The sequence below is a fragment of the Paenibacillus sp. FSL W7-1332 genome (assembly GCF_037969785.1).
Classification (GTDB): Bacteria; Bacillota; Bacilli; order Paenibacillales; family Paenibacillaceae; genus Paenibacillus_AQ.
This window is the reverse complement of the sequence record NZ_CP150209.1, coordinates 5,333,966-5,356,897: the sequence shown is the minus strand read 5'-3', so window position 1 is coordinate 5,356,897 and position 22,932 is coordinate 5,333,966. Positions and strand designations below refer to the sequence as shown.

At 51.3% G+C, this 22,932-nt stretch carries 25 protein-coding genes; 21 read left to right on the top strand and 4 right to left on the bottom strand.

The features are described from left to right. Nucleotides 1-64: 64 nt before the first annotated feature. From MKX98_RS24260 to MKX98_RS24240, 5 genes are all read left to right on the top strand, one after another. Complete coding sequence (locus MKX98_RS24260; RefSeq protein WP_194544905.1) at nucleotides 65-1,501, top strand: NAD(P)/FAD-dependent oxidoreductase; 1,437 nt, start codon at nucleotides 65-67, stop codon at nucleotides 1,499-1,501. A 195-nt stretch (nucleotides 1,502-1,696) separates the two neighbouring features. Further along, on the top strand, nucleotides 1,697-1,984 hold the full coding sequence (locus tag MKX98_RS24255) for a Dabb family protein (protein ID WP_076325696.1): 288 nt from the start codon (nucleotides 1,697-1,699) through the stop codon (nucleotides 1,982-1,984). Between the two features lie 43 nt (nucleotides 1,985-2,027). After that, nucleotides 2,028-2,450 carry a HepT-like ribonuclease domain-containing protein gene (locus tag MKX98_RS24250; RefSeq protein WP_194543912.1) on the top strand — a complete coding sequence of 141 codons (423 nt, stop codon included), beginning with the start codon at nucleotides 2,028-2,030 and terminating at the stop codon, nucleotides 2,448-2,450. A gap of 271 nt (nucleotides 2,451-2,721) precedes the next feature. After that, nucleotides 2,722-3,174, top strand: a complete 453-nt coding sequence (locus MKX98_RS24245; RefSeq protein ID WP_194543911.1) for a DUF948 domain-containing protein — start codon at nucleotides 2,722-2,724, stop codon at nucleotides 3,172-3,174. Nucleotides 3,175-3,189: 15 nt separating this feature from the next. Next, on the top strand, nucleotides 3,190-3,552 hold the full coding sequence (locus MKX98_RS24240; protein ID WP_194543910.1) for a YtxH domain-containing protein: 363 nt from the start codon (nucleotides 3,190-3,192) through the stop codon (nucleotides 3,550-3,552). Between the two features lie 128 nt (nucleotides 3,553-3,680). On the opposite strand, the gene MKX98_RS24235 is transcribed toward MKX98_RS24240, so the two are convergent. After that, on the bottom strand, nucleotides 3,681-4,748 hold the full coding sequence (locus tag MKX98_RS24235) for a nitric oxide synthase oxygenase (RefSeq protein ID WP_339224569.1): 1,068 nt from the start codon (nucleotides 4,746-4,748) through the stop codon (nucleotides 3,681-3,683). A 261-nt stretch (nucleotides 4,749-5,009) separates the two neighbouring features. Between MKX98_RS24235 and racE the strand changes: the two genes are divergently transcribed. The 9 genes from racE (at nucleotide 5,010) to MKX98_RS24190 (ending at nucleotide 11,247) form a co-directional block, all read left to right on the top strand. Further along, on the top strand, nucleotides 5,010-5,816 hold the full coding sequence (gene racE, locus MKX98_RS24230) for a glutamate racemase (RefSeq protein ID WP_194543909.1): 807 nt from the start codon (nucleotides 5,010-5,012) through the stop codon (nucleotides 5,814-5,816). Nucleotides 5,817-6,045: 229 nt separating this feature from the next. After that, the gene (locus tag MKX98_RS24225; RefSeq protein WP_339218860.1) at nucleotides 6,046-7,248 is read left to right on the top strand and encodes a M14 family metallopeptidase; all 1,203 of its coding nucleotides are present in this window, start codon (nucleotides 6,046-6,048) and stop codon (nucleotides 7,246-7,248) included. Between the two features lie 164 nt (nucleotides 7,249-7,412). Beyond that, on the top strand, nucleotides 7,413-7,688 hold the full coding sequence (locus MKX98_RS24220; protein ID WP_220684327.1) for a hypothetical protein: 276 nt from the start codon (nucleotides 7,413-7,415) through the stop codon (nucleotides 7,686-7,688). 104 nt (nucleotides 7,689-7,792) lie between these two features. Beyond that, nucleotides 7,793-8,095: an iron-sulfur cluster assembly accessory protein gene (locus MKX98_RS24215; protein WP_194543907.1), complete on the top strand. Its 303-nt coding sequence runs from the start codon at nucleotides 7,793-7,795 to the stop codon at nucleotides 8,093-8,095. A gap of 30 nt (nucleotides 8,096-8,125) precedes the next feature. Beyond that, on the top strand, nucleotides 8,126-8,347 hold the full coding sequence (locus MKX98_RS24210) for a DUF1450 domain-containing protein (protein ID WP_076325704.1): 222 nt from the start codon (nucleotides 8,126-8,128) through the stop codon (nucleotides 8,345-8,347). Between the two features lie 133 nt (nucleotides 8,348-8,480). Beyond that, nucleotides 8,481-8,747: a hypothetical protein gene (locus MKX98_RS24205; RefSeq protein ID WP_194543906.1), complete on the top strand. Its 267-nt coding sequence runs from the start codon at nucleotides 8,481-8,483 to the stop codon at nucleotides 8,745-8,747. Nucleotides 8,748-8,867: 120 nt separating this feature from the next. Next, nucleotides 8,868-9,230, top strand: coding sequence for a PadR family transcriptional regulator (locus MKX98_RS24200; protein ID WP_194543905.1), 363 nt, complete (start codon nucleotides 8,868-8,870; stop codon nucleotides 9,228-9,230). After that, complete coding sequence (locus MKX98_RS24195) at nucleotides 9,227-9,790, top strand: hypothetical protein (protein WP_339218855.1); 564 nt, start codon at nucleotides 9,227-9,229, stop codon at nucleotides 9,788-9,790. The genes MKX98_RS24200 and MKX98_RS24195 overlap by 4 nt, the downstream gene beginning before the upstream one ends. Then, the gene (locus tag MKX98_RS24190) at nucleotides 9,787-11,247 is read left to right on the top strand and encodes a serine hydrolase domain-containing protein (protein ID WP_339218853.1); all 1,461 of its coding nucleotides are present in this window, start codon (nucleotides 9,787-9,789) and stop codon (nucleotides 11,245-11,247) included. The genes MKX98_RS24195 and MKX98_RS24190 overlap by 4 nt, the downstream gene beginning before the upstream one ends. Nucleotides 11,248-11,433: 186 nt before the next feature. On the opposite strand, the gene MKX98_RS24185 is transcribed toward MKX98_RS24190, so the two are convergent. After that, on the bottom strand, nucleotides 11,434-13,419 hold the full coding sequence (locus MKX98_RS24185; RefSeq protein WP_339218851.1) for an LTA synthase family protein: 1,986 nt from the start codon (nucleotides 13,417-13,419) through the stop codon (nucleotides 11,434-11,436). A gap of 121 nt (nucleotides 13,420-13,540) precedes the next feature. Further along, nucleotides 13,541-14,689 carry a class I SAM-dependent RNA methyltransferase gene (locus tag MKX98_RS24180; protein WP_339218849.1) on the bottom strand — a complete coding sequence of 383 codons (1,149 nt, stop codon included), beginning with the start codon at nucleotides 14,687-14,689 and terminating at the stop codon, nucleotides 13,541-13,543. Nucleotides 14,690-14,852: 163 nt separating this feature from the next. Here MKX98_RS24180 and MKX98_RS24175 point away from each other — a divergent pair, with 163 nt between their 5' ends. Continuing rightward, nucleotides 14,853-15,488 carry an O-methyltransferase gene (locus MKX98_RS24175; protein ID WP_113060359.1) on the top strand — a complete coding sequence of 212 codons (636 nt, stop codon included), beginning with the start codon at nucleotides 14,853-14,855 and terminating at the stop codon, nucleotides 15,486-15,488. A gap of 200 nt (nucleotides 15,489-15,688) precedes the next feature. Here the strand turns inward: MKX98_RS24175 and MKX98_RS24170 are convergent, their stop codons facing one another. Next, nucleotides 15,689-16,900 carry an MFS transporter gene (locus MKX98_RS24170; protein WP_339218846.1) on the bottom strand — a complete coding sequence of 404 codons (1,212 nt, stop codon included), beginning with the start codon at nucleotides 16,898-16,900 and terminating at the stop codon, nucleotides 15,689-15,691. A gap of 237 nt (nucleotides 16,901-17,137) precedes the next feature. Here MKX98_RS24170 and hemE point away from each other — a divergent pair, with 237 nt between their 5' ends. From hemE to MKX98_RS24140, 6 genes are all read left to right on the top strand, one after another. Continuing rightward, on the top strand, nucleotides 17,138-18,196 hold the full coding sequence (hemE, locus tag MKX98_RS24165; protein WP_194543899.1) for a uroporphyrinogen decarboxylase: 1,059 nt from the start codon (nucleotides 17,138-17,140) through the stop codon (nucleotides 18,194-18,196). 35 nt (nucleotides 18,197-18,231) lie between these two features. Beyond that, entirely contained in the window at nucleotides 18,232-19,173 is a 942-nt protein-coding gene (gene hemH / locus MKX98_RS24160) for a ferrochelatase (protein WP_194543898.1), read from the top strand. Between the two features lie 142 nt (nucleotides 19,174-19,315). Then, nucleotides 19,316-20,641, top strand: a complete 1,326-nt coding sequence (locus MKX98_RS24155; RefSeq protein ID WP_339218843.1) for a CapA family protein — start codon at nucleotides 19,316-19,318, stop codon at nucleotides 20,639-20,641. A gap of 33 nt (nucleotides 20,642-20,674) precedes the next feature. Continuing rightward, a complete protein-coding gene (locus MKX98_RS24150; protein ID WP_194543896.1) occupies nucleotides 20,675-21,448 on the top strand; it encodes a glycerophosphodiester phosphodiesterase family protein in 774 nt (257 codons plus the stop codon). A gap of 4 nt (nucleotides 21,449-21,452) precedes the next feature. Next, the gene (locus MKX98_RS24145) at nucleotides 21,453-22,076 is read left to right on the top strand and encodes a fumarylacetoacetate hydrolase family protein (protein ID WP_339218842.1); all 624 of its coding nucleotides are present in this window, start codon (nucleotides 21,453-21,455) and stop codon (nucleotides 22,074-22,076) included. 36 nt (nucleotides 22,077-22,112) lie between these two features. After that, nucleotides 22,113-22,919, top strand: coding sequence for a DUF92 domain-containing protein (locus MKX98_RS24140; RefSeq protein WP_194543894.1), 807 nt, complete (start codon nucleotides 22,113-22,115; stop codon nucleotides 22,917-22,919). The last annotated feature ends 13 nt before the right edge of the window (nucleotides 22,920-22,932 follow it).

Here is a 22,932-nt window from a genome sequence, read left to right as displayed (position 1 = left end):
AGGATTTTTTTGTGCCCGAAAAGCGGTGTGCGCAAAGCGACAGTCAAACACACAGGGGGATATGATGAGCAAATATGATGTTATCGTTGTTGGTGCCGGTCCGGCCGGTATTTTCGCTTGTTATGAACTGACGTTAAAGTCACCAGGCAGCAAGGTGCTATTAGTTGACAAGGGACATGATATTTACCGGAGAAGCTGCCCGATCCTGGAGGAGAAGATTAAGCTCTGTCCACCGGCAGTAGGACGTAAGGAATTTGCCGGTTGTTTGCCGGCTTGCTCGATTACAGCCGGATTTGGCGGGGCAGGAGCATACAGCGACGGCAAATTCAACATAACCACGGAGTTTGGCGGCTGGATGACCGATTATTTGCCAGGCTCCAAAGTCATGGAGCTCATCGAATATGTGGACGCCATCAATCTGGAGCACGGAGCAACACCTGCCATCACGGATCCGACAACAAATGCGATCCGGGATATTGAACAGCGTGGATACGCAGCGGGCCTGAAGCTGCTTCGCGCTCAGGTAAGACATCTTGGAACCGAGCAGAATTTGGAGATACTGAAGTCGATATATGAATATTTGAAGACAAGAATTGATATGGCTTTTCGGGCGGAGGTCGAGGACATTGTCACCGTCAAAGAAGACGGAGCCCATCGCGTTACCGGCATCGCAATGAAAGGCGGGGAGGTCCATGAGGCGAATTTGGTGATGGTCGCCCCTGGCCGTGACGGCTCTGCCTGGTTGACCAGTGTATTGAAAAAACGCAGATTGAAAATGCATAATAACCAGGTGGACGTGGGCGTTCGGGTTGAAACCTCGGATGTGGTCATGCGCGAGATCAATGAGCATTTGTATGAAGGCAAATTCATCTTTAACACCTCGGTGGGAACCCGGGTGCGTACGTTCTGCAGCAATCCTTCCGGTCATGTTGTGGTTGAGAACCATAGCGGGGTTATGGCAGCCAATGGCCATTCTTATAAAGATCCGGCATTGGGATCAGCCAATACGAACTTTGCGCTGCTCGTATCCCATAAGTTTACGGAGCCGTTTGACAAGCCGAACGAATATGCGCGTGAAATATGCAAGCGGGCTAACGACCTATCCAGCGGCGGGGTTATTGTACAGAAATACGGCGACGTGCTCCGCGGCCGGAGATCCACCGAGGGCCGAATTCGCGAAGGGTTTCTGGAGCCGACGCTGAAGGAAGCCGTTCCAGGTGATCTTGGCTTGGTGCTGCCGTACAACACCATGAAAAGCCTGATCGAGATGGTCGAAGCGCTTGATAAAGTCACGCCGGGAATCGCGTCGGAGCACACATTGTTCTACGGGGTGGAGGCCAAGTTCTACTCCGCAAGACCGAAGCTGACGGAGTCCTTCGAGACGGAAATCAAGGGACTTTATTGTGGCGGTGATGGTGCGGGCATTACCAGGGGGCTTGCTCAGGCAGGAGCCGCCGGCGTCTGGATTGCCCAGAACATGCTGAATCAATTAAGTTCGTGATTCAGCGTTATTCCCTTAAATAGAGTGTTGATTTCAGGAGCACGCTCTGGTGTAAGCCAGACGGCGCTCCTATTTGGTTAGATCTGGCGCAGCCGATCTTCCGATATGTTGGTGGGAGCGATTTCTTTTTCCGGACGAACGGGGTATGATAGATACGAAAGATTTACATACATGCTAGAGATGGAGGAACGGACGATGATTAAACATATTGTTTTTTTCAAATTGAAGGACTCATCCGCAGAGAATATTGAGAAGACGGTGCAGGTGCTGCGCGATATGGATGGCAAGATTCCGATGCTTAGATCCCTTGAGGCGGGCGCAGATGTAATTCGCTCGGAGCGTTCATATGACTTGGCATTGATCGTTGAAGTGGACAATCTTGAAGATTTGCAAGCATATGCGGTTCATCCTGTTCACCAGGAAGTGATCCAATACATCAATACGGTGAAAGATCATACGCTTAGCGTTGATTTTGAAGTGTAGGCATTGATATAGACTTACAACAACGGGTTGGAGGAGATTTGCGGTGTATTATGTAAATCAAGAACAAATTGAACGGCGGCTGAGCGCGATTCCTGAAATTGCGGAAGGGTTGCGTGCTGCGGCACAATCATGGGACGGAGGCCTGGTGCTGGGGTTGGTTCAGGAGCGTGCGCTTCATCTGGCGATCGAAGTCGTGACGGATGTCGGCAGCTACTTGATTGACGGATTTATTATGCGGGATGCCAGCAGTTATGAAGATATCATGGATATTAATCATGAGGAAAAGGTATTCCCCGAAGAGGTTCATAAGGTGCTGCTGGAGCTGGTCCGATTACGCAAACCGCTCGTGCAGGACTACTATGATTGGGAGAGGCATACGCTTCATTCTTTAACCCCGATTCTGCCTGATGTGCTGGAGCAATTTGCGGGAAATGTCCGTGAGTATTTAAAGAACGAGATGTACTAATGGTTATATAGTTTCACAAAGAAATATCCCATGATGCCATGGGCTCTTCCATACACACGATCCTTAACAGGCCTTCAGGGAATCCCTGAACGGTCTGTTTTTTTGTTGGTGTTATCTCAAGCGCTTGCATGTTCCGAAATTGCGGGAAACTCGTGGTCCTGCTGTGCTGGAATAAAAAAATCGCCAATGTTGTGTCAAGACAAGCCCATGCTGCTTATAATGCATCAAGCGACTAGGCATTCGCCCGGTCGGACGAAAGGAGGAGTTCCCCATGACAGAATGGAGTGCACTGGCTGCTGCCATCGGTATCGTTCTGATCGCGGTTGCGGCGGTGGTCATGATGGTGTCGGTTAAAAAGCTGATCGGGCGGGCCGAGACCATGCTGGGCCGGCTTGAGGAAGACAGTGCTCGATTGACACAGGAAGCCTCGCAAGTGCTGGTGCAGGCATCCGTCTCGTTAGAGATGATACAGCGTCAGCTGGCGGCAGGCGAAGCTTTTGCCGCTTCCATGTCCGATGCTGCGTCAGCGGTAGCCAAGACGGCCGATGCGGTTCATGCTGTAGGGAAAAAAGCTTCCATAACCGCCATTGAGCATCTGGAACGTGCTCGCCTCGATAATGAACGGCAGATCGGGGAGATGTTCCGGTGGGTTGATGCCGGAATGACGCTTTGGCATTCATGGAACAAGTACACCTCCAAGTCCGGCGAAGGGCAAGCCAAATAGAAGGAGAGATGGAATATGAAAGAGAAGAGCAAAGGACTCCTCTGGGGAGTATTGATCGGCAGTGTTGCAGGTTCTGTTACCGCACTTCTTCTGGCTCCAAAATCCGGCAAAGAGCTTCGGAATGACATTGCCGACGGCGCCCGCGGCATCGGCACCAAGGTGCAGGAGGCAGCAGAGAAGGTAGGAGAGCAGGGCGTCAACCTGATCGGCATCATGACGGACCGGGCGGAGAACGTGATCTCCGATATTCAGTCCTGGCGCAACCGGCAAGAAAGCTGGCTGGCGGAAGAGGAAATTGCGCAGGTTTCCTCGTTTGACGAGGATTTTGAAGAAGATGCCTATGTTCCCGCTGCTGCGGAAGTGAAGGTCAACGATTAATTCAGGATCAGATGACCGTTTCAGCACTCATTTACGAGGATAAGGATTACGCCAAAATACATGAAAGCCGGGGCGGCAAACAGCCCCGGCTTTGCTGTGTATAAACTACTCGAAAGATAAAGACCAAACTACTTTTTCTTGTCCCTGTAATGAAAATTCGGCGAACGGATGTCGTTATGATAAGAGTTGTGGAAAATATGTGTTGTAGCCGGCGAGACCGGAGGAATCAGCCAACTCCAATCCCCTGTGAGCTCCCGCCCGGCCTGCTGTTCCCGCTGTTCAAACAAACCGAACTGGGATGCTGCCGAATGATGGTCCACGATGCTGACGCCAGCTTTTTTATAGGAATAGAGTACGGCAGCATTGAGCTCGACCAACGCGCGATCTCTCCATAAGGTCGTTTCGCTGGAAGTATCCTGTCCCATCAGCTTGGCAATAAGCGGAAGCTTGTTGTAGCGCCCTTCGTCTGCAAGGTTACGGGCTCCGATCTCGGTTCCCATATACCAGCCGTTGAACGGCGCGGCCGTATACATAATGCCGCCGATTTCAAGCAGCATGTCCGAGATGAGAGGCACCCCATACCATTTTACTCCTTCCGCTTTCAGAGCAGGAAGTTCGGGATGCTCCAAGGGGACCTCCAGCACGTGGGATTTCGGTATCGGAAGCCATTCCGGAGGCTCATTCCCCTGCTGCACAACCAGTGGCAGCACATCATAGTCGGTCAAGTCTCCCCGCCATCCCAGATCCATGCATTCCTTCGTGAAGGAGAGGGAAGCCGGGTCGCCAACCGTCCCGTCTGGCGTTTCGTAACCCGCATACCGAATCAATTGGTGGTTTTTGATCATCAATGGGGCCTCCCCTGGACGTGCAGCCCTGAATATCGTAATCGTAGGCATGATTTTTCCGCCATTGGTGGCAATCTCGATATGATGAAGGAGTGCTGAGAAAATGTCAGAGGTCTCGGTTAAGTGTCTGGCATCGACTACCTTAAGGCGATCCCAAAACAGTCTGCCGATACAGCGGTTGCTGTTTCTCCAAGCCATTTTGGCCCCATGCGTTAGTTCCTCAAGCGTATGCTCATATGTACCTGTCAGCTTGATCTGTGAGCGGATGTCCAGGAGCCGGGCCTCGGCTTCTTCCGGGGTACGGTTTAATTCTGCATAACAAAGCTCGATAAACTGCTTCGCAGCTTCCATAAGGTCGGTATGATGTATGTTGTCCTTCACGTGAAATTCTCCTTTGCTATACGCGCGCTTACTATAGTATAAACTACCTACGGTCAGCGACTGGCGCGAGAGTCCTACAATTTCTTGAACAAATTACCAGCCGTCTATTGCAGCAGCGATCTTGTTGAAGATAGGGGGGAATTGGGGTAAGATTTAAGGTACATTTCGATCCGAAATGACATATGGTATCACTGTAAACCATGAATTTGACAAGAAGGAAGCGGTGGGTTCGTGCAGCAAGCAATCGCAATACTAGACTCGGGTGTCGGCGGGCTGACTGTCGCTAAAGAAGTGATGAGACAGCTCCCGAGAGAGAAAATTATTTACTTCGGAGATACAGCCCGCGCACCCTACGGACCCCGTACGCCGGAAGAAGTCCGTTTATTTACGGAGCAAATTGTAGATTATTTAATTCAGTATGATCCTAAAATGATTGTGATCGCCTGTAATACGGCTACGGCGGCGGCGCTTGATTATATTTCGTCCAAAGTTCCTGTACCCGTCATCGGTGTCATTCACCCAGGGGCGCGTGCCGCCATAAGCGCAACGAAGACCGGTAACGTCGGCGTGATCGGTACAGTCGGAACCATTGGCAGCGGAGCATACACAGCGGCTCTGAAACAGCTCTCGCCTTACGTCGAGGTAGAAAGCCAAGCCTGTCCCGAACTGGTGCCGCTCGTCGAACACGGATTGTTCCGATCCAAGGATGCTTTACAGGTGGTACAAGAATCCTTGAGAGGCATCAAGGATACCTCCATTGATTGTCTGATCCTGGGGTGTACTCACTATCCGTTTCTGATGAATACGATCCAAACGGTCATGGGGCCGTCGGTGAAACTGATCAGCTCCGCCGATGAAACAGCTCGCGAGGTCAGCACGATCCTGTACGATAAAGGCCAGCTTGCGAGCAGCATGGAGAGCCCGGTGCATCAATTCTTCTGTACAGGAGATCCGGTTATTTTTCAGAGCATCGCGACCGAATGGCTCGGAGATCATATCAAGCGGACACCTGTTGTCTGGCAAATTACAAGGCTATAATTCACCTTCATACTAAGAGCTAATCCAGAATGAATAAGAGCAGAAAACGCAGGCAGGACAAGGAATAAGACCTTGTCCTGCCTTTATTATTTTCAGTGCTCAGTTTAGAAAATGAGCGGGATATGGCGCATTTTTCGATCTTTTGCATCATACATGTTGGACAAGCGGCTGCTCATATACATGGAATGGACGCTAATTGAAGCGGCTTTGCCGCGGAAAGGAATCCAATATGCAGCAATATGTCGTACAGAAAGGCGATACGCTAAGACGCGTGGCTGCCAGATATAGTCTGGCGTATGAACAGCTGATTACGGCGAATCCATGGGCGGCACAGCAGCCGTATCTCCAGCAGGGGCAAATGCTCTATCTTCCTGCATCGCTGCGCCGAAGGTATGTCATCCAGGAACATGATACCTTTGATAGTATTGCCAATACGTTCCGGTTTCGGAAGGAAGCCTTGGAAGAACTGAATCCCGGGTTATCGGCTCATCATCTGCCGCAGGGGAAAACGATCGTTCTGCCGGGCACCACGCCTAGACGCATGATACGATTAACCGGCGAATACGGACCGGGGGATCTGGAACGCGATATACAAGAGATGCAGCTGCGTTACCCTGTTATCGAGTGGAGTGTCATCGGCCGAAGCGTGCTCGGCAAACCGCTATATGCGGCCAAAATCGGTAAAGGCCCCAAGAACCTGCATATCAATGCAGCACTTCATGCCAATGAATGGATCACAACCCCGTGTCTGATGCGATTCATGGAGGAGTACGGCAGGGCATTATCGCAAGAGTCACCGGTTTATTTTCAGGAGCCGGATGACTGGTACCGGAACTATACGTTATGGGTTGTGCCGATGGCTAACCCGGACGGGGTAGAGCTTGTACAAGAAGGAGTCACTCCTTCGCATCCCTATTATGAACGTCTGCTCGAGTGGAATGGCGGACGCGAGGATTTTCGGCGCTGGAAGGCTAATATAAACGGCGTGGATTTGGGTGACCAGTTCCCTGCACATTGGCATGAGGAAGTCGCACGAAGGGGTAAAATCCGTCCGTCTCCGCAGGATTATGCGGGGACTAAGCCGTTAAGCGAGCCGGAAGCCGAAGCTGTCTATCAGCATACATTATCGACATCTCCGGAACGGGCCATTTCCCTTCACAGTCAAGGGCGGGAAATCTACTGGAATTACAGGGACTACGAACCTCCGGAGAGTGAGGACATGGCCAGAAGATTAGGTCAGGCCAGCGGTTACAGGCCGGTGAAGCTGCAGGGTAGTGATGCGGGATATAAAGATTGGTATATTCAGCATTACCGGAGGCCGGGCTTTACCGTGGAGATTGGTTATGGGATGAATCCGCTGCCGCTTGAGGATTTCGAGGATTTGTGCGTCGAGGCGGGATCCATTCTAGCTGCGTTTATGTCTTTGAAATAGGATATATATTATGAAACGATAAGTTCTATTCAACGTAAAAATAGAAGAATACGGCCGCTGCTTTTACGGATTACAAGGCAGTGGCCTATTTTCGTGCTTTAATTGCTGCAACCCTGTTAATTGGGTAATGATATAGACATGCTGCCTGGAATGGAGGGAACAATATGAAGTGGAGAAGATTGTGGTCGCTTCGGCGCTGGTCGCACGTATTCCAGCGGATATTCGGTTATTTAACCTCTTCCCGGGTTACACTCGGGGACAAGCTGTTATTTCTGGTTCCGGTTGTGCTGTACTGGGTGCTGCCGGACTTTATGCCTTTGCTGCCGATCGACGATATCGGATTCACGATGCTGCTGATGAATTGGTTCGTATCCCGCGTCGAGCGGAAATATCCAGGTGTGCTCGGTGAAAATCAAGGCCCCGCCAAGCGCGTACGGTAAACGAGCTTTTCGGATGTAACAATACGGACAGGACCCTTGCGAAAAAACCGGCAGGGGTCTACAATAACATATTGAATGAAACATCCGTGAGGAGATGAATATACGTGAAATGTAAAATTACCCGTAATGCCGCCAAGGTGTTAAAGAGAGAGCTGGACAAGGAAGAGAACAAGGACAAGAAAATTCGCGTACTGGTAACCCATGCGCATGGTGATCATGCCCACTACGGTCTGGATCTGGATACGCCGAAGGAAAATGATGTCATCGTATCCACAGATAAAGAGATCGACGTCATATTGGAAGCGGGACAACCTTTCCTGGACGGCGTCAAAATCGACTATCTTTATTTCCCTCAGGAAGGCTTTGTCATTACGAATCCGTCCCAGGGCAATCACGGCGACCACTAGGTTACTTCAGAATAAAGAAGGTAATGTACAATGGCTAATGATATTCGCGTCTGCGAGAAGTGCAGACATACGAAGTTAAAGACAATGATCCCGAAAATTAAGAAAATGGTACCGGATGCCGACATTAAGATCGGCTGCAAATCCTATTGCGGTCCTTGCGGCAAACGCGCCTTCATGTATATCAATGGCCGTTATGTCAGCGCGCCTACAGAGGATGAAGTGCTGGCAAAGGCGCTGCCGTTTGTGAAATAACAAACAACTGGCTGTGTGTTACTTCAGAATCGAAGTTTCGCGGAAAATTCCCATGCTTCGGGTATAGTTCCTGGCTCAGCCATCCATGCTAAGGGGGCAGCAGGAACAACAACTTTAGAAGGGAGCATCCGTCATGAACAGTCACGATTCCAGTCTTCATTCCAACAGCCCAAGCAACAGTGCGCTAGATTCCGTGGAGAAGCTGCACCGTGCCGTATCCTCGGCAATGTCCCACCCGACGGAACAGCTGATTCAGCAAGCGGAGAATTCGTTATCCCATACGGAGCAAGCAGTCGCCCAAGTGATTGAGCAGGGGAACGCAAACGCCGTGGAATTGGCGGAAGAGTTGTTAGGCGAAGAGAAGGAACGTCTGTCCAAGCTTCGTTCAGCTAAAAAGTAGTTTATGATCCTGTGTAGTCCGTTCAATAGCTTTCGAGCTAATGAACGGGCTTTTTTTAATTTATATACGCATTTGAATTATATACTTGATTCCGATATATAATTCTGTTAAATTGTTGTCATGGATAGAACAAGTTTAATAAAAGGGCATTTGGAGATGTGCGTATTGGCCATTCTGAGTCATGGCAAGAGTTATGGTTACGAGATCATGAAGGAGCTGGAGAAACACCGACTGAAATTGAAGGGAGTAGGAAGCATCTATCCCATCCTGTCCAAGCTGAAAGATCAGGGATGGGTGACGGATACGAGGGAGCTTAGCGAGAGCGGCAAAGCCAGAGTGTATTACGAAATAACGCCAAGCGGAGATTTGTTTCTGGATAAGAAAATCCAGGAGTGGCAGGAGCTGCAGCAGGATATTCGATCATTGCTTTCATCGAATGTACAGCGAATGGCAGATGGCGTGGAACAGGAGAGCCAGAGATGATGACATTATCCTATGAAGAAGAACAATTTGTCGCGGACGTTCGCCGCGAGTTGATGCGGTACGAAATGACGTCAAACCAGGTGGAAGCCGTTGTCGAACAGATCCGGGAACATTTGGAGGCAAGCCGGGAGCACGGGGAGTATGGTCTTGAAGATCTGGGCTCTCCCGATATGTATGTCAGGGATTATGCAGAGGTGCAAGGTTTGGTTAGAGTGCAAGACGCCATGGATCTCGAGTCTGTTCCTGAAGAACCTCCGGGACAGCGCAGCGGGCGGCTGGGCGTATGGGGCTTTCTGAAATATTCGCTGGTTTTTGCGGCCGTCTATATCATATGTCAGCTGTTATTTTCCTTCGCATTAACGACGGCATGGGTGAAGGGGTATGAGATAATCGGCTTCAATCTGCTGTACCGAATATCCGATCAGACGTGGTGGAATATGATGTTGATCGTATTTAGCCTTTCGATTTCGGCGCTCGTTACAATTCTGACCCATGTCTTCGGTAAAAGAAGAAAACATAGAGATCTCCTCCCGTTTACAGAAGGAGGAAACGTATTGTGAGAAAGAAGTGGACGTATGTCGTATTAACCGTACTGGCTTTCGTGCTTCCGACATGGGGGAATATTGTTGAAGCAGAAGAAGTCATGGCTGATAAGGTTGACCTCTACATGAAAGCGGCGATGGAGGAATATCAAATTCCGGGTCTTTCCGCTGCCATCGTGCAGGATGGGGACATCGTGTTTACGAACAGTTATGGTGTTACAGCAGAGGGCAGTACGGTCAGCTCCAAAACTCCATTTTTACTCGGATCTCTCTCCAAATCCATGACGGCGTTAGGGATTGTCCAGCTTGTCGAGTCGGGCCAGGTCGAATTGGATGAATCCGTTGGGACCTATTTGCCGTGGTTTGCAGCCGAAGCGTCTTCTGAGGTATCGTCAATAACGATAAGGCAATTGCTGGCTCAGACGAGCGGATATAGTACATATACGGGCTTGGCGTATTCCGATGTGGGTGCGAAGGATGCTTCAGCCCTGAAAGAGAATGTGCGCCATCTCTCCAACACGAAGCTTAACAGTCCACCAGGGGAACAACATCAATACAGCAACGCCAATTACATGATTCTGGGAGCTGTTCTGGAGGAGGTGTCGGGTCAATCCTATGCCGATTATATGGAGCAGCATGTGTTTGGCCCGCTGGGCATGAGTACGGCTGCAGCCGATCAGGAGCGGGCGGTTCAAACCGGATTTGAACATGGGTATCAATCATGGTTCGGCTATCCGCGAGTGAGCAGCGTCCCCTATGACAACAGCGGTGCTTCTTATGGTTATATCTCGGCGAGTATCGACGATATGGCGCGGTATCTCCAATTTTTGCTCCAAGATAATGACATGTTGCTTAGTCGGGAATACAAGGAGCTGCTCCTGTCGCCTTTAGTTCAGCATCGACCGGATCGTGCCTATGGTTTTGGCTGGAGAATAAGCGAGACGGAACAAGGCGAGAGAATGGTATGGCACTCCGGATCAACACCGGAAGCACGGGCGGAAATCTTCTTCGTCCCGGAACGGGGCGTAGGGGCCGTTATTTTAACCAACAAGGACCACATTCTGGAGGAAGCCAGATTGATTCAGGTCTCCAAGGATTTGAGAGGGATATTAGACGGACAAGACCCGAAACCGCCTTCCGCTGGAATCCATCCGGTGATTTGGGGATTGGCGCTAACTTTGATCATTCTGCTCGCTATCGTGATATGGATGCTGCTAAGAATGCAGAAACGCAGCTTGAAGTTATATCTCACGCTTCCGCTGAGTTTGTTTCTCTTTGCGGTTTCAGCCGGCATCATTCCGCTCTTCACGCGGCTGACAAGCTCCCCTTGGAATTCCATACGACTTTTTGCACCGGACATTGCCTATATGACGCTGGGGATTGCAGCTAGCCTGGCATTGATGGGGCTTGTGCTGATGTACGGAACGCTTGTCAGCCGTAGGAAACATCTTGATTCGATTACCCGGCGCGCTTGATATGAAATGCAATCAGTAAAAAGATGCCCCCCCATAAATCCAGCTTGGGTGTGTGTTCGGACATTGCCTAGCCCCAAAAAACAAACCAGGCCGATGAGTGAGATCAGCCTGGTTTGTTTCGTTTAGCAGCCTCATTCAACAGCAGTGAGAGGCTAAAATATTGAAATTTACTAACGTTAGGCGCGGTTATCGAGTATTCGCTTCACCTTCTGCTTTATATAACTTCAGCAGGTCATACGTGATCACTTGATCGGATATCCGCAGCTGCTTCTGTGTCTCATCATATCCGTCACGGCATGCCTGGATGTCAGTTGGCTGACGCGTCGTCAGATCGTAACAGGTTCCACCTTCAAGCCCGGCCGTCTCGGTGGGCAGGTAGAATACCTTCTCATCGGAAAAAGCGCCGCTGCGCAGCGGAATCAGGCGAGGTTTATCATCAAACAGATGGCTGCCGATCCAGTAATACGGCTCATCCGATACACCGAGCAGATGAAGGATGCTCGGCGTCACGTTCATCATGCCGGCGGCCTCCGGGTAAACTCCGGCATGCCCTCCGTCAGGCAGGCGGATGAGGAGGGGAACCTGGTTCATGATTTGCTCCATGTCGAGTGCATTCAGGTCTCGTCCCAGGAATTTCTCATAGTCCGCTTTTTCCTTGATCGAATTGTCGTGATCCCCATAGATAAGCAATATGGTGTTATCCCACAACCCTTGCTGTTTCATCTGCTCGACGAACTGGCCAAATGCTTCGTCGACATAGTGGATCGACTGCAGATAGTTCCCGAATATCGAGCCTTCGAAAGCCCCCGTATCCAGCTTCGCAGCATCCTTGGGTACATAGTACGGATGATGACTCGTTAACGTAATGAGGAAGGAATAGAAGGGCTGTTTGATGCCTTTCATCTCATCCAGCGATTGCGCGAAGAACGCTTTGTCACTTAATGACCATCCCTGCACATCGTTCATTTCAAAATCCTTCTTGCTGTAAAATCGGTCGTAATTCATTTCCCGGTACATTGTGGTACGGTTCCAGAAGCTGCTGTCATAGGCATGGAATACGTTTGTTCCATACCCCTGTTCTTTCAGAATCTCCGGAAGGGTATCGTACTCGCGGTCAGCATATCGCGTGAATACGGAACCTGTGGGGAGCGGAAGCAAGGAGCTGTGCGTGACAAAGTCCGCATCGGACGTTCGCCCTTGACCGGTTTGATGATAGAAATTGCTGAAATACATACTGTCCTTCATCAATCGGTTGAAGTTAGGGGTGATTTCCTGACCCTCGATCGACTGGCCGATGACAAAATTCATAAAGGCCTCCGTCTGAATCATGATGACATTGCTGCCTTTATACTTGCCGAACAAGGCGCCCGTATCGGACGGCTCCATACGCTTGGTATCAAACCATGCCTTGACCTGGTTGACCTCTTCCTCTGCCAGCTTGGGCTGCCCCACGAGATGATCTCGTCCATAACGGTAGATATCATATCCGTGAAAGCCGATCAGTCCCGTCACATTATACAGCGTAATATTCCACCAATTGCCTTCAAAGAGGCCAACGGCCCATGTATTGGACGCTTTCTTGATCGGAACGAAAGTCATGATCATGCCCAGGATGAACACAAGCGTGCCTGTAACCAACCGGCGAATGATCCGGTTCCGCCGATGCTGGCGATATTCACCCGGGAGTGCATAGGTTTCCAAGGCGGTTCTCCGTTTGCGGAATACCATCACGGCGGTAAACGGGACAATAATAAGCCAATCGATAAAAAAGAACAGATCGTACGCATGAATCAGGGAACGTATGCTATCCCCGAGGGAACCGACTTGTCCGGCCTGCATAAGCACCGGCACGGTTATGAAATCATCGAAGTAGCGGTAATAGATCAAATCGGCGTACAGGATCCCCGTCCATAAGAGATTTAATAAAGTTAAAGCTGCAAGTCGGCCTCTTGGCGGAAGCCACAAGGTCCAGAAGGAGATCAGCAGGAGCGAGCCGACAGCGATCACATAGTCTGCCTGATCCAGCTTCATGTTGGTAATATGGAGATGATGATCAAGCATGATCAGCTTGTACATCATGAGGATAAGGAATAATAAATATGCGGTGTACCGGTAATGCAGCCCTTTGGAGACCCGGCTTCGGATATCGCTCCATGATGGGGATGAGAGCACGTGGGTATCCTCCTTTTTTTGAAAAACATCCTTTAATCACAGTCTTCTTATTATAGCTTGGCCCGGATGACCGAGCAAAAAACGCCGCCCAAGGGCGGCGTTTGCAAGAAGCGTCATTTCGTTATTCCGCCGATTTGTTACGCGGCGGCAAGGGGCCCAGGTATTGATAATACTGACATTCGATCCGGCCATTGAACAGCTTGCGACGCTTGTCCGCCTTGCGTCCGAAGTAATGTTCAAATTGCTTGGTCGGGCTGAGCGCGAAGAAGGACCAGGTCGGAAGTGAGTGCGTTACGGATCCGAGCTGGCGAATGAGGCGCTCAACCTCCTCTTTCTCGCTTAACCGCTCGCCATATGGCGGGTTGGTGATGATACAGCCGAATTCGCCCTCAGGGATGGCTTTGGCTGCAGGGAGAACCCTAAAGTCGATTTCGCCGGCAAGTCCCGCACTTTTAGCGGCGGCCTTGGCTACTTCGATCGCTTTCGGGTCGATATCGCTTCCGGCGATATGCAGCGGAATATCGTCCTTCACAGCGTCAAAAGCTTCCTCGCGCGCATCCTCCCAGAGGTTGTCCCCAATAATATCCCAATGCTCGGACGGGAACGAGCGGCGCAGGCCGGGCGCAATATTCCAGGCCATCATCGCGGCTTCGATCAGAATGGTGCCCGAACCGCAGCACGGGTCATAGAGCGGACGATGCGGGCCCCAGCGGCTTAATTGCAGCAGAGCGGAAGCCATGGTTTCCTTCAGCGGAGCTTCCGTAACCAGCTTGCGATAGCCGCGTTTATGAAGGGCTGGTCCTGTGGTATCAAGGGTCAGTATGGCTCGATCCTTCAATAGAGAAACCTCGACTACATAACGGGGGCCGTCCTCGGGGAACCATTCCGTACGGTGCGAGAGCTTCAGCTTCTCCACGATTGCTTTTTTTACGATGCCCTGACAGGCGGGAACGCTGCTAAGCTGCGATTTATGGGAACGCCCTTCCACAGGGAATTCGCCATCAGCAGGAATCCACTCTTCCCATGGAAGAGCTTTGGTTCCTTCAAAGAGCTCATCGAAGGTAAAGGCTTTAAACTCACCCATCTTGACGAGAATACGGTCGGACGTCCGGAGCCACAGATTGCAGCGGCAAATATCAATCAGGTCACCTGTAAAGGTCACTCTACCATTCTCTACTTCCATGTCGGTGTACCCGAGCTCTTTCAACTCGCGGGCAACGACGGCTTCCAGCCCCATCGGGGCCGTCGCGATCAATTGTAATCGAGGCATTAACGATGTCAACTCCATTTAACATGTGTACGGCGATAGTCGCCGCCGGTTCAATCTATATAGTATAGGCGATTGCATTGACTAAGACAATTATCATATGATAGTTCTCGTTAGGTTTAACGGGAAACAACGTTTCTTAATTAAGACAAAGGAGGCGGCTTCATTGCTTACGACCCCTGATGATTATGTTAACCAATTATACCCTGAAGATGAAGAGCTTCAGTTCGTGATAGAGGCCATCCGCGAGCATGGGATGCCAGAGGTGTCGGTGGCACCGGCATATGGCCGATTGCTGACCATGCTGGTACAGACTGCCGGCGCCAGGAATATTCTCGAAATCGGCGCCCTTGGCGGCTATAGCGGGATCTGTCTATGCCGAGGGCTTCCTGCGGACGGCAAGCTCACCTCCCTTGAGCTTAAGGAAGAATACGCGCAGCTTGCAGGCAGGCATCTGGAGAAGGCCGGATTCAAGGATCGGGTGGAGTACCGGATCGGTCCGGCTGCGGACAGTTTGGCAGCGTTGAAGCAGGAAGGACGAACCTTCGATTTTTTCTTTATTGATGCGGATAAGGAGAACTATCCCCTTTACTTGGATTATGCTTTGGAGCTAGCGAATCCGGGTGCCCTTATTGCCGGGGATAACTGTTTCTTGCGCGGCAGAACGCTGAACTCGGACAAGAACGGTCCTTCGGTTCAAGCGGTACGCCGGTTTAATGAAGTCATTGCGACGGACAAGAGGCTGGTCAGCACACTGCTGCCTGCTTATGACGGGCTGATCCTTGCACGCGTTAAAGGATGAATCAACCAATAGCGAGCTGTGCTGGACGATAAGATAACCATTGGAAGGAGTGCAGCCATTGGGCTGTCGACTGGAAGTCAGATTTGGGCGAGTGGTATGAATAACAGAACAAGGGGCTGTCCTTGGGTCGATGCAGACCACGGGACAGCCCCTTGTTGTTTGGAGACAAGCTCAAGCTATAGATGACAGACTCCGGGGGATCAACGATATTTGGGCGAAGGCCTTTGCGAGAACAGCTTTCTTCTCACCCACATCATATTGATGATCAACAGACAGCCGGAAGTAATAAACAATCCTTCGATGCCGATGAAGCCGGATAAGAATCCGCCGATCACCGCCCCCAGCATGTTGCCAAGCGCTAGCGAGCTTGTATTGAAGCCGAAGGAGCGGCTTTCCATGCCGTCCGGCGTGTATGAGCGAATCAGCGCGTTGACGCTTGGCAGCAGCCCGCCCATGAAGACGCCCATCATGAACCGTACGATAATCAACTGCCATACCGATTGAACAAAAGCTTGCGGGATCAGCGTAAGTCCCGTACCGATCAAGGCGTAGGTCAAGATGCGGTGCGCGCCGACCTTGTCGCTGAGCTTGCCGAGAATCGGGGAAGCGATCATGTTCGACAGCCCCGTTACCGCCACAACGAACCCGGCCCATATCGCAATATCCACCGCTGTTCCATGAAGCTTCTGAACGTACAGCGGAAGCAGCGCCATGGGACTGATCATGGCGAATTGCAGCAGGAACGTGACGGCGAATAACGCCGGCAGCTGCGGAATATGGCTCAGCTCCTTGAGCCCGGCTATAACCGAAGGCTGCGGCGCCTTGGCCGCCTGCTCGCGGTTGAAATTTTCCTTGACGAGGAACAAGGCAAGCATCGAAGCGGCAAAAATCAATCCGCCCGTGATATAGAAGATTGGCCGGAATCCGACCCAGCTTGCCATGAGTCCGCCGATCAACGGACCAAGAATCGTGCCTGCAACTTGTCCGGACTGCATGATGCCCATCGCAAATCCCATTCGATTCTTGGGCGTTGTACCCGATACGAGCGATATTGCCGCAGGGTTAAATCCCGATATGGTACCGTTCAGCAGACGCAGAACCAGCAGATGCCATGGATGGGTAGCAAAGCCCATGCACGCAATGACCAGCGCCATGCCGAAGCCGGAGCGCAGCAGCATGATTTTGCGTCCGTATTTGTCTGCGACCTTTCCCCAGATCGGTTGAAAAATGAATGATGTCAGGAAGTTGGCAGCGAATATTAATCCTGCCCATAGTCCTATTTCCCGATCTCCCACGACATTCAGGTCTTGCGCCAGATATAACGTCAGGAACGGGGTGATCATGGTCATCCCGGAGTTGACCAAAAACTGTCCGAACCAAAGCACAATGAGATTGATTTTCCAATTGGTCAATGTGCCCTTCACTTCCTTTCTAAGCTGTCGAGCCCGAAATAACCGGGCGAATTGTGGAACTACCCTAAAAATGCCGTTCTTCCAGTATAACATATTTAAAAAGTGCCAAATGCTAACAATGTCATAAGATTGTCATGCGATTTTCATAGGATGTCCATGTAAGACGGTTGTTACTTACTTTTAAAAAGGGCATAATGAAATTTAGGAAACTTTATACACATTGATGGGGGCCTAATCATGACCTATAACGATCAATTCATTCGCGCTTGCCGCAAGCAGGAAGTGAACCACGTTCCTGTATGGTATATGCGTCAAGCGGGACGCTACGACCCGGAGTACCGAAAGATTAAAGAAAAGTACTCCTTACTGGAAATATGCAGTCAACCGGAGCTGGCGGCAGAGGTAACCTTGATGCCCGTACGGAAGCTTGGTGTGGACGCGGCTATTTTATATTCCGATATTATGAATCCCGTTGCCTCGATCGGGGTAGACTTCGATATTGTGAAAAATATCGGCCCGGTGATTGATAATCCGATCCGATCTGCGGCGGATGTAGAGAAACTGCGCCCGATCGATGTCGAGGGGGATCTTGGACATGTCCTGGAGACCATCCGGATCCTGGATAAGGAGCTGGAAGTGCCGCTAATCACATTTGCGGGCGCTCCGTTCACGATTGCCAGCTATCTCATCGAAGGTAGACCATCCAAAAATTATCTTCGCACGAAAGAACTCATGTACAGTGAGCCGAAGGTATGGTTCTCGCTGATGGACAAGCTCGGGGATATGGTGATCGCTTATCTGCGCGCCCACGTCGCTAACGGCGGGAAAGCGTTTCAATTGTTTGACAGCTGGGTGGGGGCTTTGTCTCCACAGGATTTCCAAACGTATGTCCTTCCAACCATTAAGCGTATTTTTGCAGAGCTTCAGGACCTGAGTGTTCCGAAAATTTATTTTCCAGGCGTGAGCTCAGGTGAGCTGCTGCCTACGCTTACCGATCTGAGAACGGATGTCATCGGTCTCGATTGGAGAGTGTCCATTGCAGAAGGACGCCGCCGTTTAGAGCATAAGTATGCTGTTCAGGGCAATCTGGACCCGACCGTACTGACCGGACCGATGCCGGTCATCCAGCAGTATGCGAAAGAGATTATCGATCAGGGGATTCAGGAGCCCGGCTTTGTGTTTAATCTAGGGCACGGTTTATTCCCGGAGGCTTCGCTGGAGAAACTTCGTGAGTTGACATCGTATATTCACGAATACTCCGCTCAGGCACTGCAGGCAGGTGCACAACGCTCTTAAATGTTGAATATTTTATTAGTCAGAGGTGAGATGGTATGAAGAACAAGATTGGCGTGTTGGTTATGTCCTACGGCACACCGGAGAGCATGGAAGGAATCGAGAGTTATTATACCCATATCCGTCGCGGGAATAAGCCGTCGGAGGAGCAACTTAAGGAGCTTACTGACCGCTATGAGGCGATTGTGGGAGGTGTGTTTCCACTCCGGGAGAATACGGACCGACAGGTACGCACGCTGCAGGATACATTGAATGCGGATCCTCGCGCGATCGATCTTGAGTTTGTATGCTATCAGGGACTGAAGCACGCTGCCCCATACATCGAAGATGGCGTTGAGCAAATGGTGCGGGACGGCATTAAGGAAGCGGTCGGCATTGTGCTGGCTCCTCATTACTCCACGATGAGCATCGGATCCTACGTGAAGCGCGCTCAAGCCAAAGCGGATGAGTTGGGACTTCAGATCTCGTTTGTTGAAAGCTATCACATGCATCCGAAACTGATCGAGGCCTTTGCGGACCGGGTGTCCGCCAAGCTGAACCAGTTCGAGGAAGCAGGGGCTGACCGTGACAGCGTGAGAGTGCTGTTTAGTGCTCACAGCCTCCCGGAACGCATCTTGTCCATCGGAGATCCTTATCAGGATCAGCTCCTTGAGACATCCAAAGCCGTAGCCGAACAGGCAGGCGTCAAGCAGTGGCAGTTCACATGGCAAAGTGCTGGCCGGACGGCGGAGCCTTGGCTCGGTCCGGACATACTGGATACGCTGCAAACGCTGAATAAAGAAGAGCAGGTCGAGGATGTGCTGGTTGCGCCGGTCGGTTTTGTCTCGGATCATCTTGAGGTTCTGTACGATCTGGATATTGAAGCCAAAAGCATTGCCAAGGAAATGGATATGCGGCTTGAGCGCATCGACTCCTTGAACAGCGATCCGCTATACATGGAAGCGCTCAGCGATTCCGTGATCACCTTGATCGGTCTGTAAATCCGTTATTACCGGAAATTCGAATAGAATGCTTAGATATGGAACTCCCCGGTGACGGGGGGTTCTATTCTTTATAGGGAAGCTGGTATAATGGGTTGAGCGACTTATTACGCGAGCTTATAAGTGAATAAAGGAGTGACCTATGCATCTGTCACGATCAGAGAAGAGCAAGGCCGAGAAGAAGGCCCGTAAGCAGCGAACCGGTCAGGTTTGGATCATACTTAACTTATGTCTGATCATTATGATCGCTGCTTTGCTTGTCTATCATTTTAAATTTAAGGAAGATCCTGTTCAGCAAACGGCTTATCCGCCCGGTATGCCGGAGTTTGGCATGGAAGGGGAGCAGGAGGGTAACCCGGGTTCCAGACAACCAGCTGACGGCGAGGGGACGGATTCGATGCCTCCGAAGACGACAGAGACGACGGAGACCGGCGAGCCCCCAGATTCCGATATGACCGAGCCTGAAGGCAGCGCAGCAGATGATCCTGGCGATTCCGCTCTCGCCAAGCGGGTGGTCATGCATTTTGCCGGGGATACCTTGTTCTCGGGCAAAGTGGAGGATGCGCTGAAGAATCACGGGTACGATTATCCGTACAAGCATCTGGGTACTGCATTCCATGAGGATGATCTGACCGTACTTAATCTGGAAACGCCGGTTACGACCGGAGGTGTTGGCGCTGCCAATAAGAAATTTGTATTCAAATCCTCACCGGACATATTGCCGGCTCTGCGAGATGCCGGGGTAGAGGCCGTTAATCTGGCTAACAATCATATCCTAGATCAAGGACAAGAAGGACTTCTGGATACCTTGAAGCATTTAAAGGATCATGATATCCGTTATGTAGGCGCAGGACGGAATGAGAAGGAGGCCTTCGCGGCCCAGTATTTCGAGCTTCAGGGCATGACGGTTGCCTTGCTTGGATTCAGCCGTGTGCTTCCGGAGACGACGTGGTACGCGCTGGAGAACAGGCCGGGGGTGGCCGGGGCATATGACCATGTGCTGCCCAAGGCGGTTGAAGCGATCAACGCGGCGCGTTCCAAGGCCGATCTGGTGGTCGTGGTTGCCCATTGGGGAGAGGAGCTTCATAAAACGCCAAATGTTCACCAGATTAATCTGTCACGTGCGTTTATTGACGGTGGAGCCGACCTGATTATCGGCGGGCATCCCCATGTGCTGCAGGGATTGGAGCAGTACAAAGGCAAGTGGATTGCTTACAGTACCGGTAATTTCATATTTACCAAATCCTCGAATGAAGATACGTGGAAAACTGCCGTATTCCAGGCATCATGCAGTAAGCAAGGAGAATGTGACTTGAAGCTGACGCCTTACCGTACGGAGATCGGACAGGTCATCCCGCTCGAAGGCAAAGAAGCTGAGGCCTTGCTGAAAGAGGTGGAGAAGCGATCTGTCGGCGGCGTAAAAATAGCGCTCGATGGTAAAGTTATCGCTGGCAAGGCAGTGGAATAATTCTTTAAATCCTTACATCAAGGAGGTCCCACCATGAACAATTTATGTGTGGCTCACCGGGGGTTCTCCGGTAAAGCACCTGAAAATACGCGCGCAGCCATTCAGATGGCGATGGATGAGCCCTTCGTGCATTGGATGGAAATTGATGTGCAATTGACTCAGGACGGGGTCCCTGTCGTGATACATGACTATAGTGTGGACCGTACCACGACCGGGAAAGGCAAGGTGAAGGATCTGACCTGGCAGCAAATTCGGAGGATGGACGCCGGAGAATGGAAGGGACGCCAATTCAGGGGAGAGCAGGTTCCTTCGCTGGATGAGGTTTTGCAGCTTGTCAAAGGACGATTGAAACTTAATATCGAACTTAAAACGAGCGGCGACATGTATCCCGGCCTGGAGAAAGCCGTTCTGGAGCGGATTCATGCCCACCGGATGCTGCCGGACGTGGTGCTTACTTCTTTTGAGCCAAAAGCCTTGATGAAGGCCAAGGAATTGGAACCTAACGTAAAAACCGGACTTATTATCGATGCGCATCCCCGCAATTTGTTGGCGCGCTTGAAGCAAATGAAATGTTCCTTTTTATCGATCGGCTATTCCCACCTGGATGCGGCCTTTGCGTCCGATCTGGTGAAGAACGGCATTACGCCCATGGCCTGGACGGTGGATGATGCGAAGAGCATGAGATCGCTCGCCCGAATGAATCCCGCCATCATGATCTGTACGAACCGCCCCGATACATGGGGGCAGATTTTTATCCATAAAATTGCACCCAAAGTTCCATTCTGGCGAAGAAAATGGAGGTTTTAATGTTATGTGTGCCCTAGTGAATAACGTTTATTGTGTAGGTCGTAATTATCAATTGCATGCGGCGGAGCTCGGCAATGCGGTGCCGGAAGAGCCGATGATTTTCCTTAAACCCTCGCATGCCGTCGTTCCATTGGATGGCAGCGTGCTGAAGCTGCCGATGGACCGCGGCAGTCTTCATTTTGAAGGCGAGCTTGTTATCCAGCTTGCGGAGGATTACGCGCCAGGCAAGACCGTTGACGAGCTTGTAAAAACGATGGCCCTTGGCATCGACTTCACGCTGCGTGACGTACAGTCGGTCATTAAAGAGAAGGGACATCCTTGGACGGCGGCAAAAGCGTTTAAATCTTCCGCACCGCTTACGCCATCCATTGCGTTTCCCGGGACCGCGAAGCTGGGCGATATCGATTTTACCGTAAGGAAGAACGGCGAAGAGGTGCAGCGCGGGAATGCGAAGGATATGATCTTCTCCCTTCAGCACATCATCGATTACATCGGCGAGCATTATGGCCTTGGCCAAGGTGATTTAATCTTCACGGGTACACCGGCTGGTGTAGGACCGACGGAATCTGGCGACGTGTTCGAATTGTTCTGGGGAGATGACCGTCTGGGCCGCTGCGAAATCGGGTAAACGGATATATGCTTTAACACATGGGAGGGGTCACAGATGGATTGGCTGATCGGAGCGGCAGGCGCTTTTATCGTGGCAGGAGCCGCTTACAGGAAACGATCACTATCGGAATCCGGAGCCGCAGCCGCTATTCTGATGGGTACCATATATTACGGAGCAGGGAACGTGTTTTGGTTCGGAACCCTGCTTCTTTTTTTCATTACATCCACACTGCTATCCCGGTACGGGAAACAGCGGAAGGCAGACCTGGAGAAATCCTATGCCAAGACAGGCCGGCGGGATGCGGGTCAGGTCTTCGCCAATGGCGGCATCGGCATGGTGCTGTGTCTGTTAAACGTATGGATTCAATCCGATCTGTGGGTATTCCTGTTTATAGGCGTAATGGCTACGGTAACGGCGGATACCTGGGCCACGGAGTTAGGCAGCCTTAGCCGGAAGCCCCCGCGTTCCGTGCTGAATGGCAAGGTGCTGACCGCCGGGGAATCCGGCGGCGTGTCCTGGGTCGGCTCCACGGCTGCAGCGGCAGGGAGTTTACTGATTGGGGCAGGCGGATGGCTGCTTGCCGGATGGAGCGGCATGGATGCAGAGCTATTGCCGTATGTCCTGGCAGCCCTCGCCGGCGGATTGGTTGGAGCTTTCGCCGATTCGTACCTCGGAGCGACATTACAAGTGATGTATCGCTGCCGTGTGTGCGGCAAATCGGTGGAAGTGTCGCATCATTGTGGTGAAGATACCGTGCGTACGCGCGGCGCTTCGTGGATGTCCAACGATGCAGTCAATCTGGTCAGTTCGCTTCTCGGCGGAGCGGCAGCTTATGGGATTGCCGTGCTGATTGCGTTATAATGTATCCATCTTA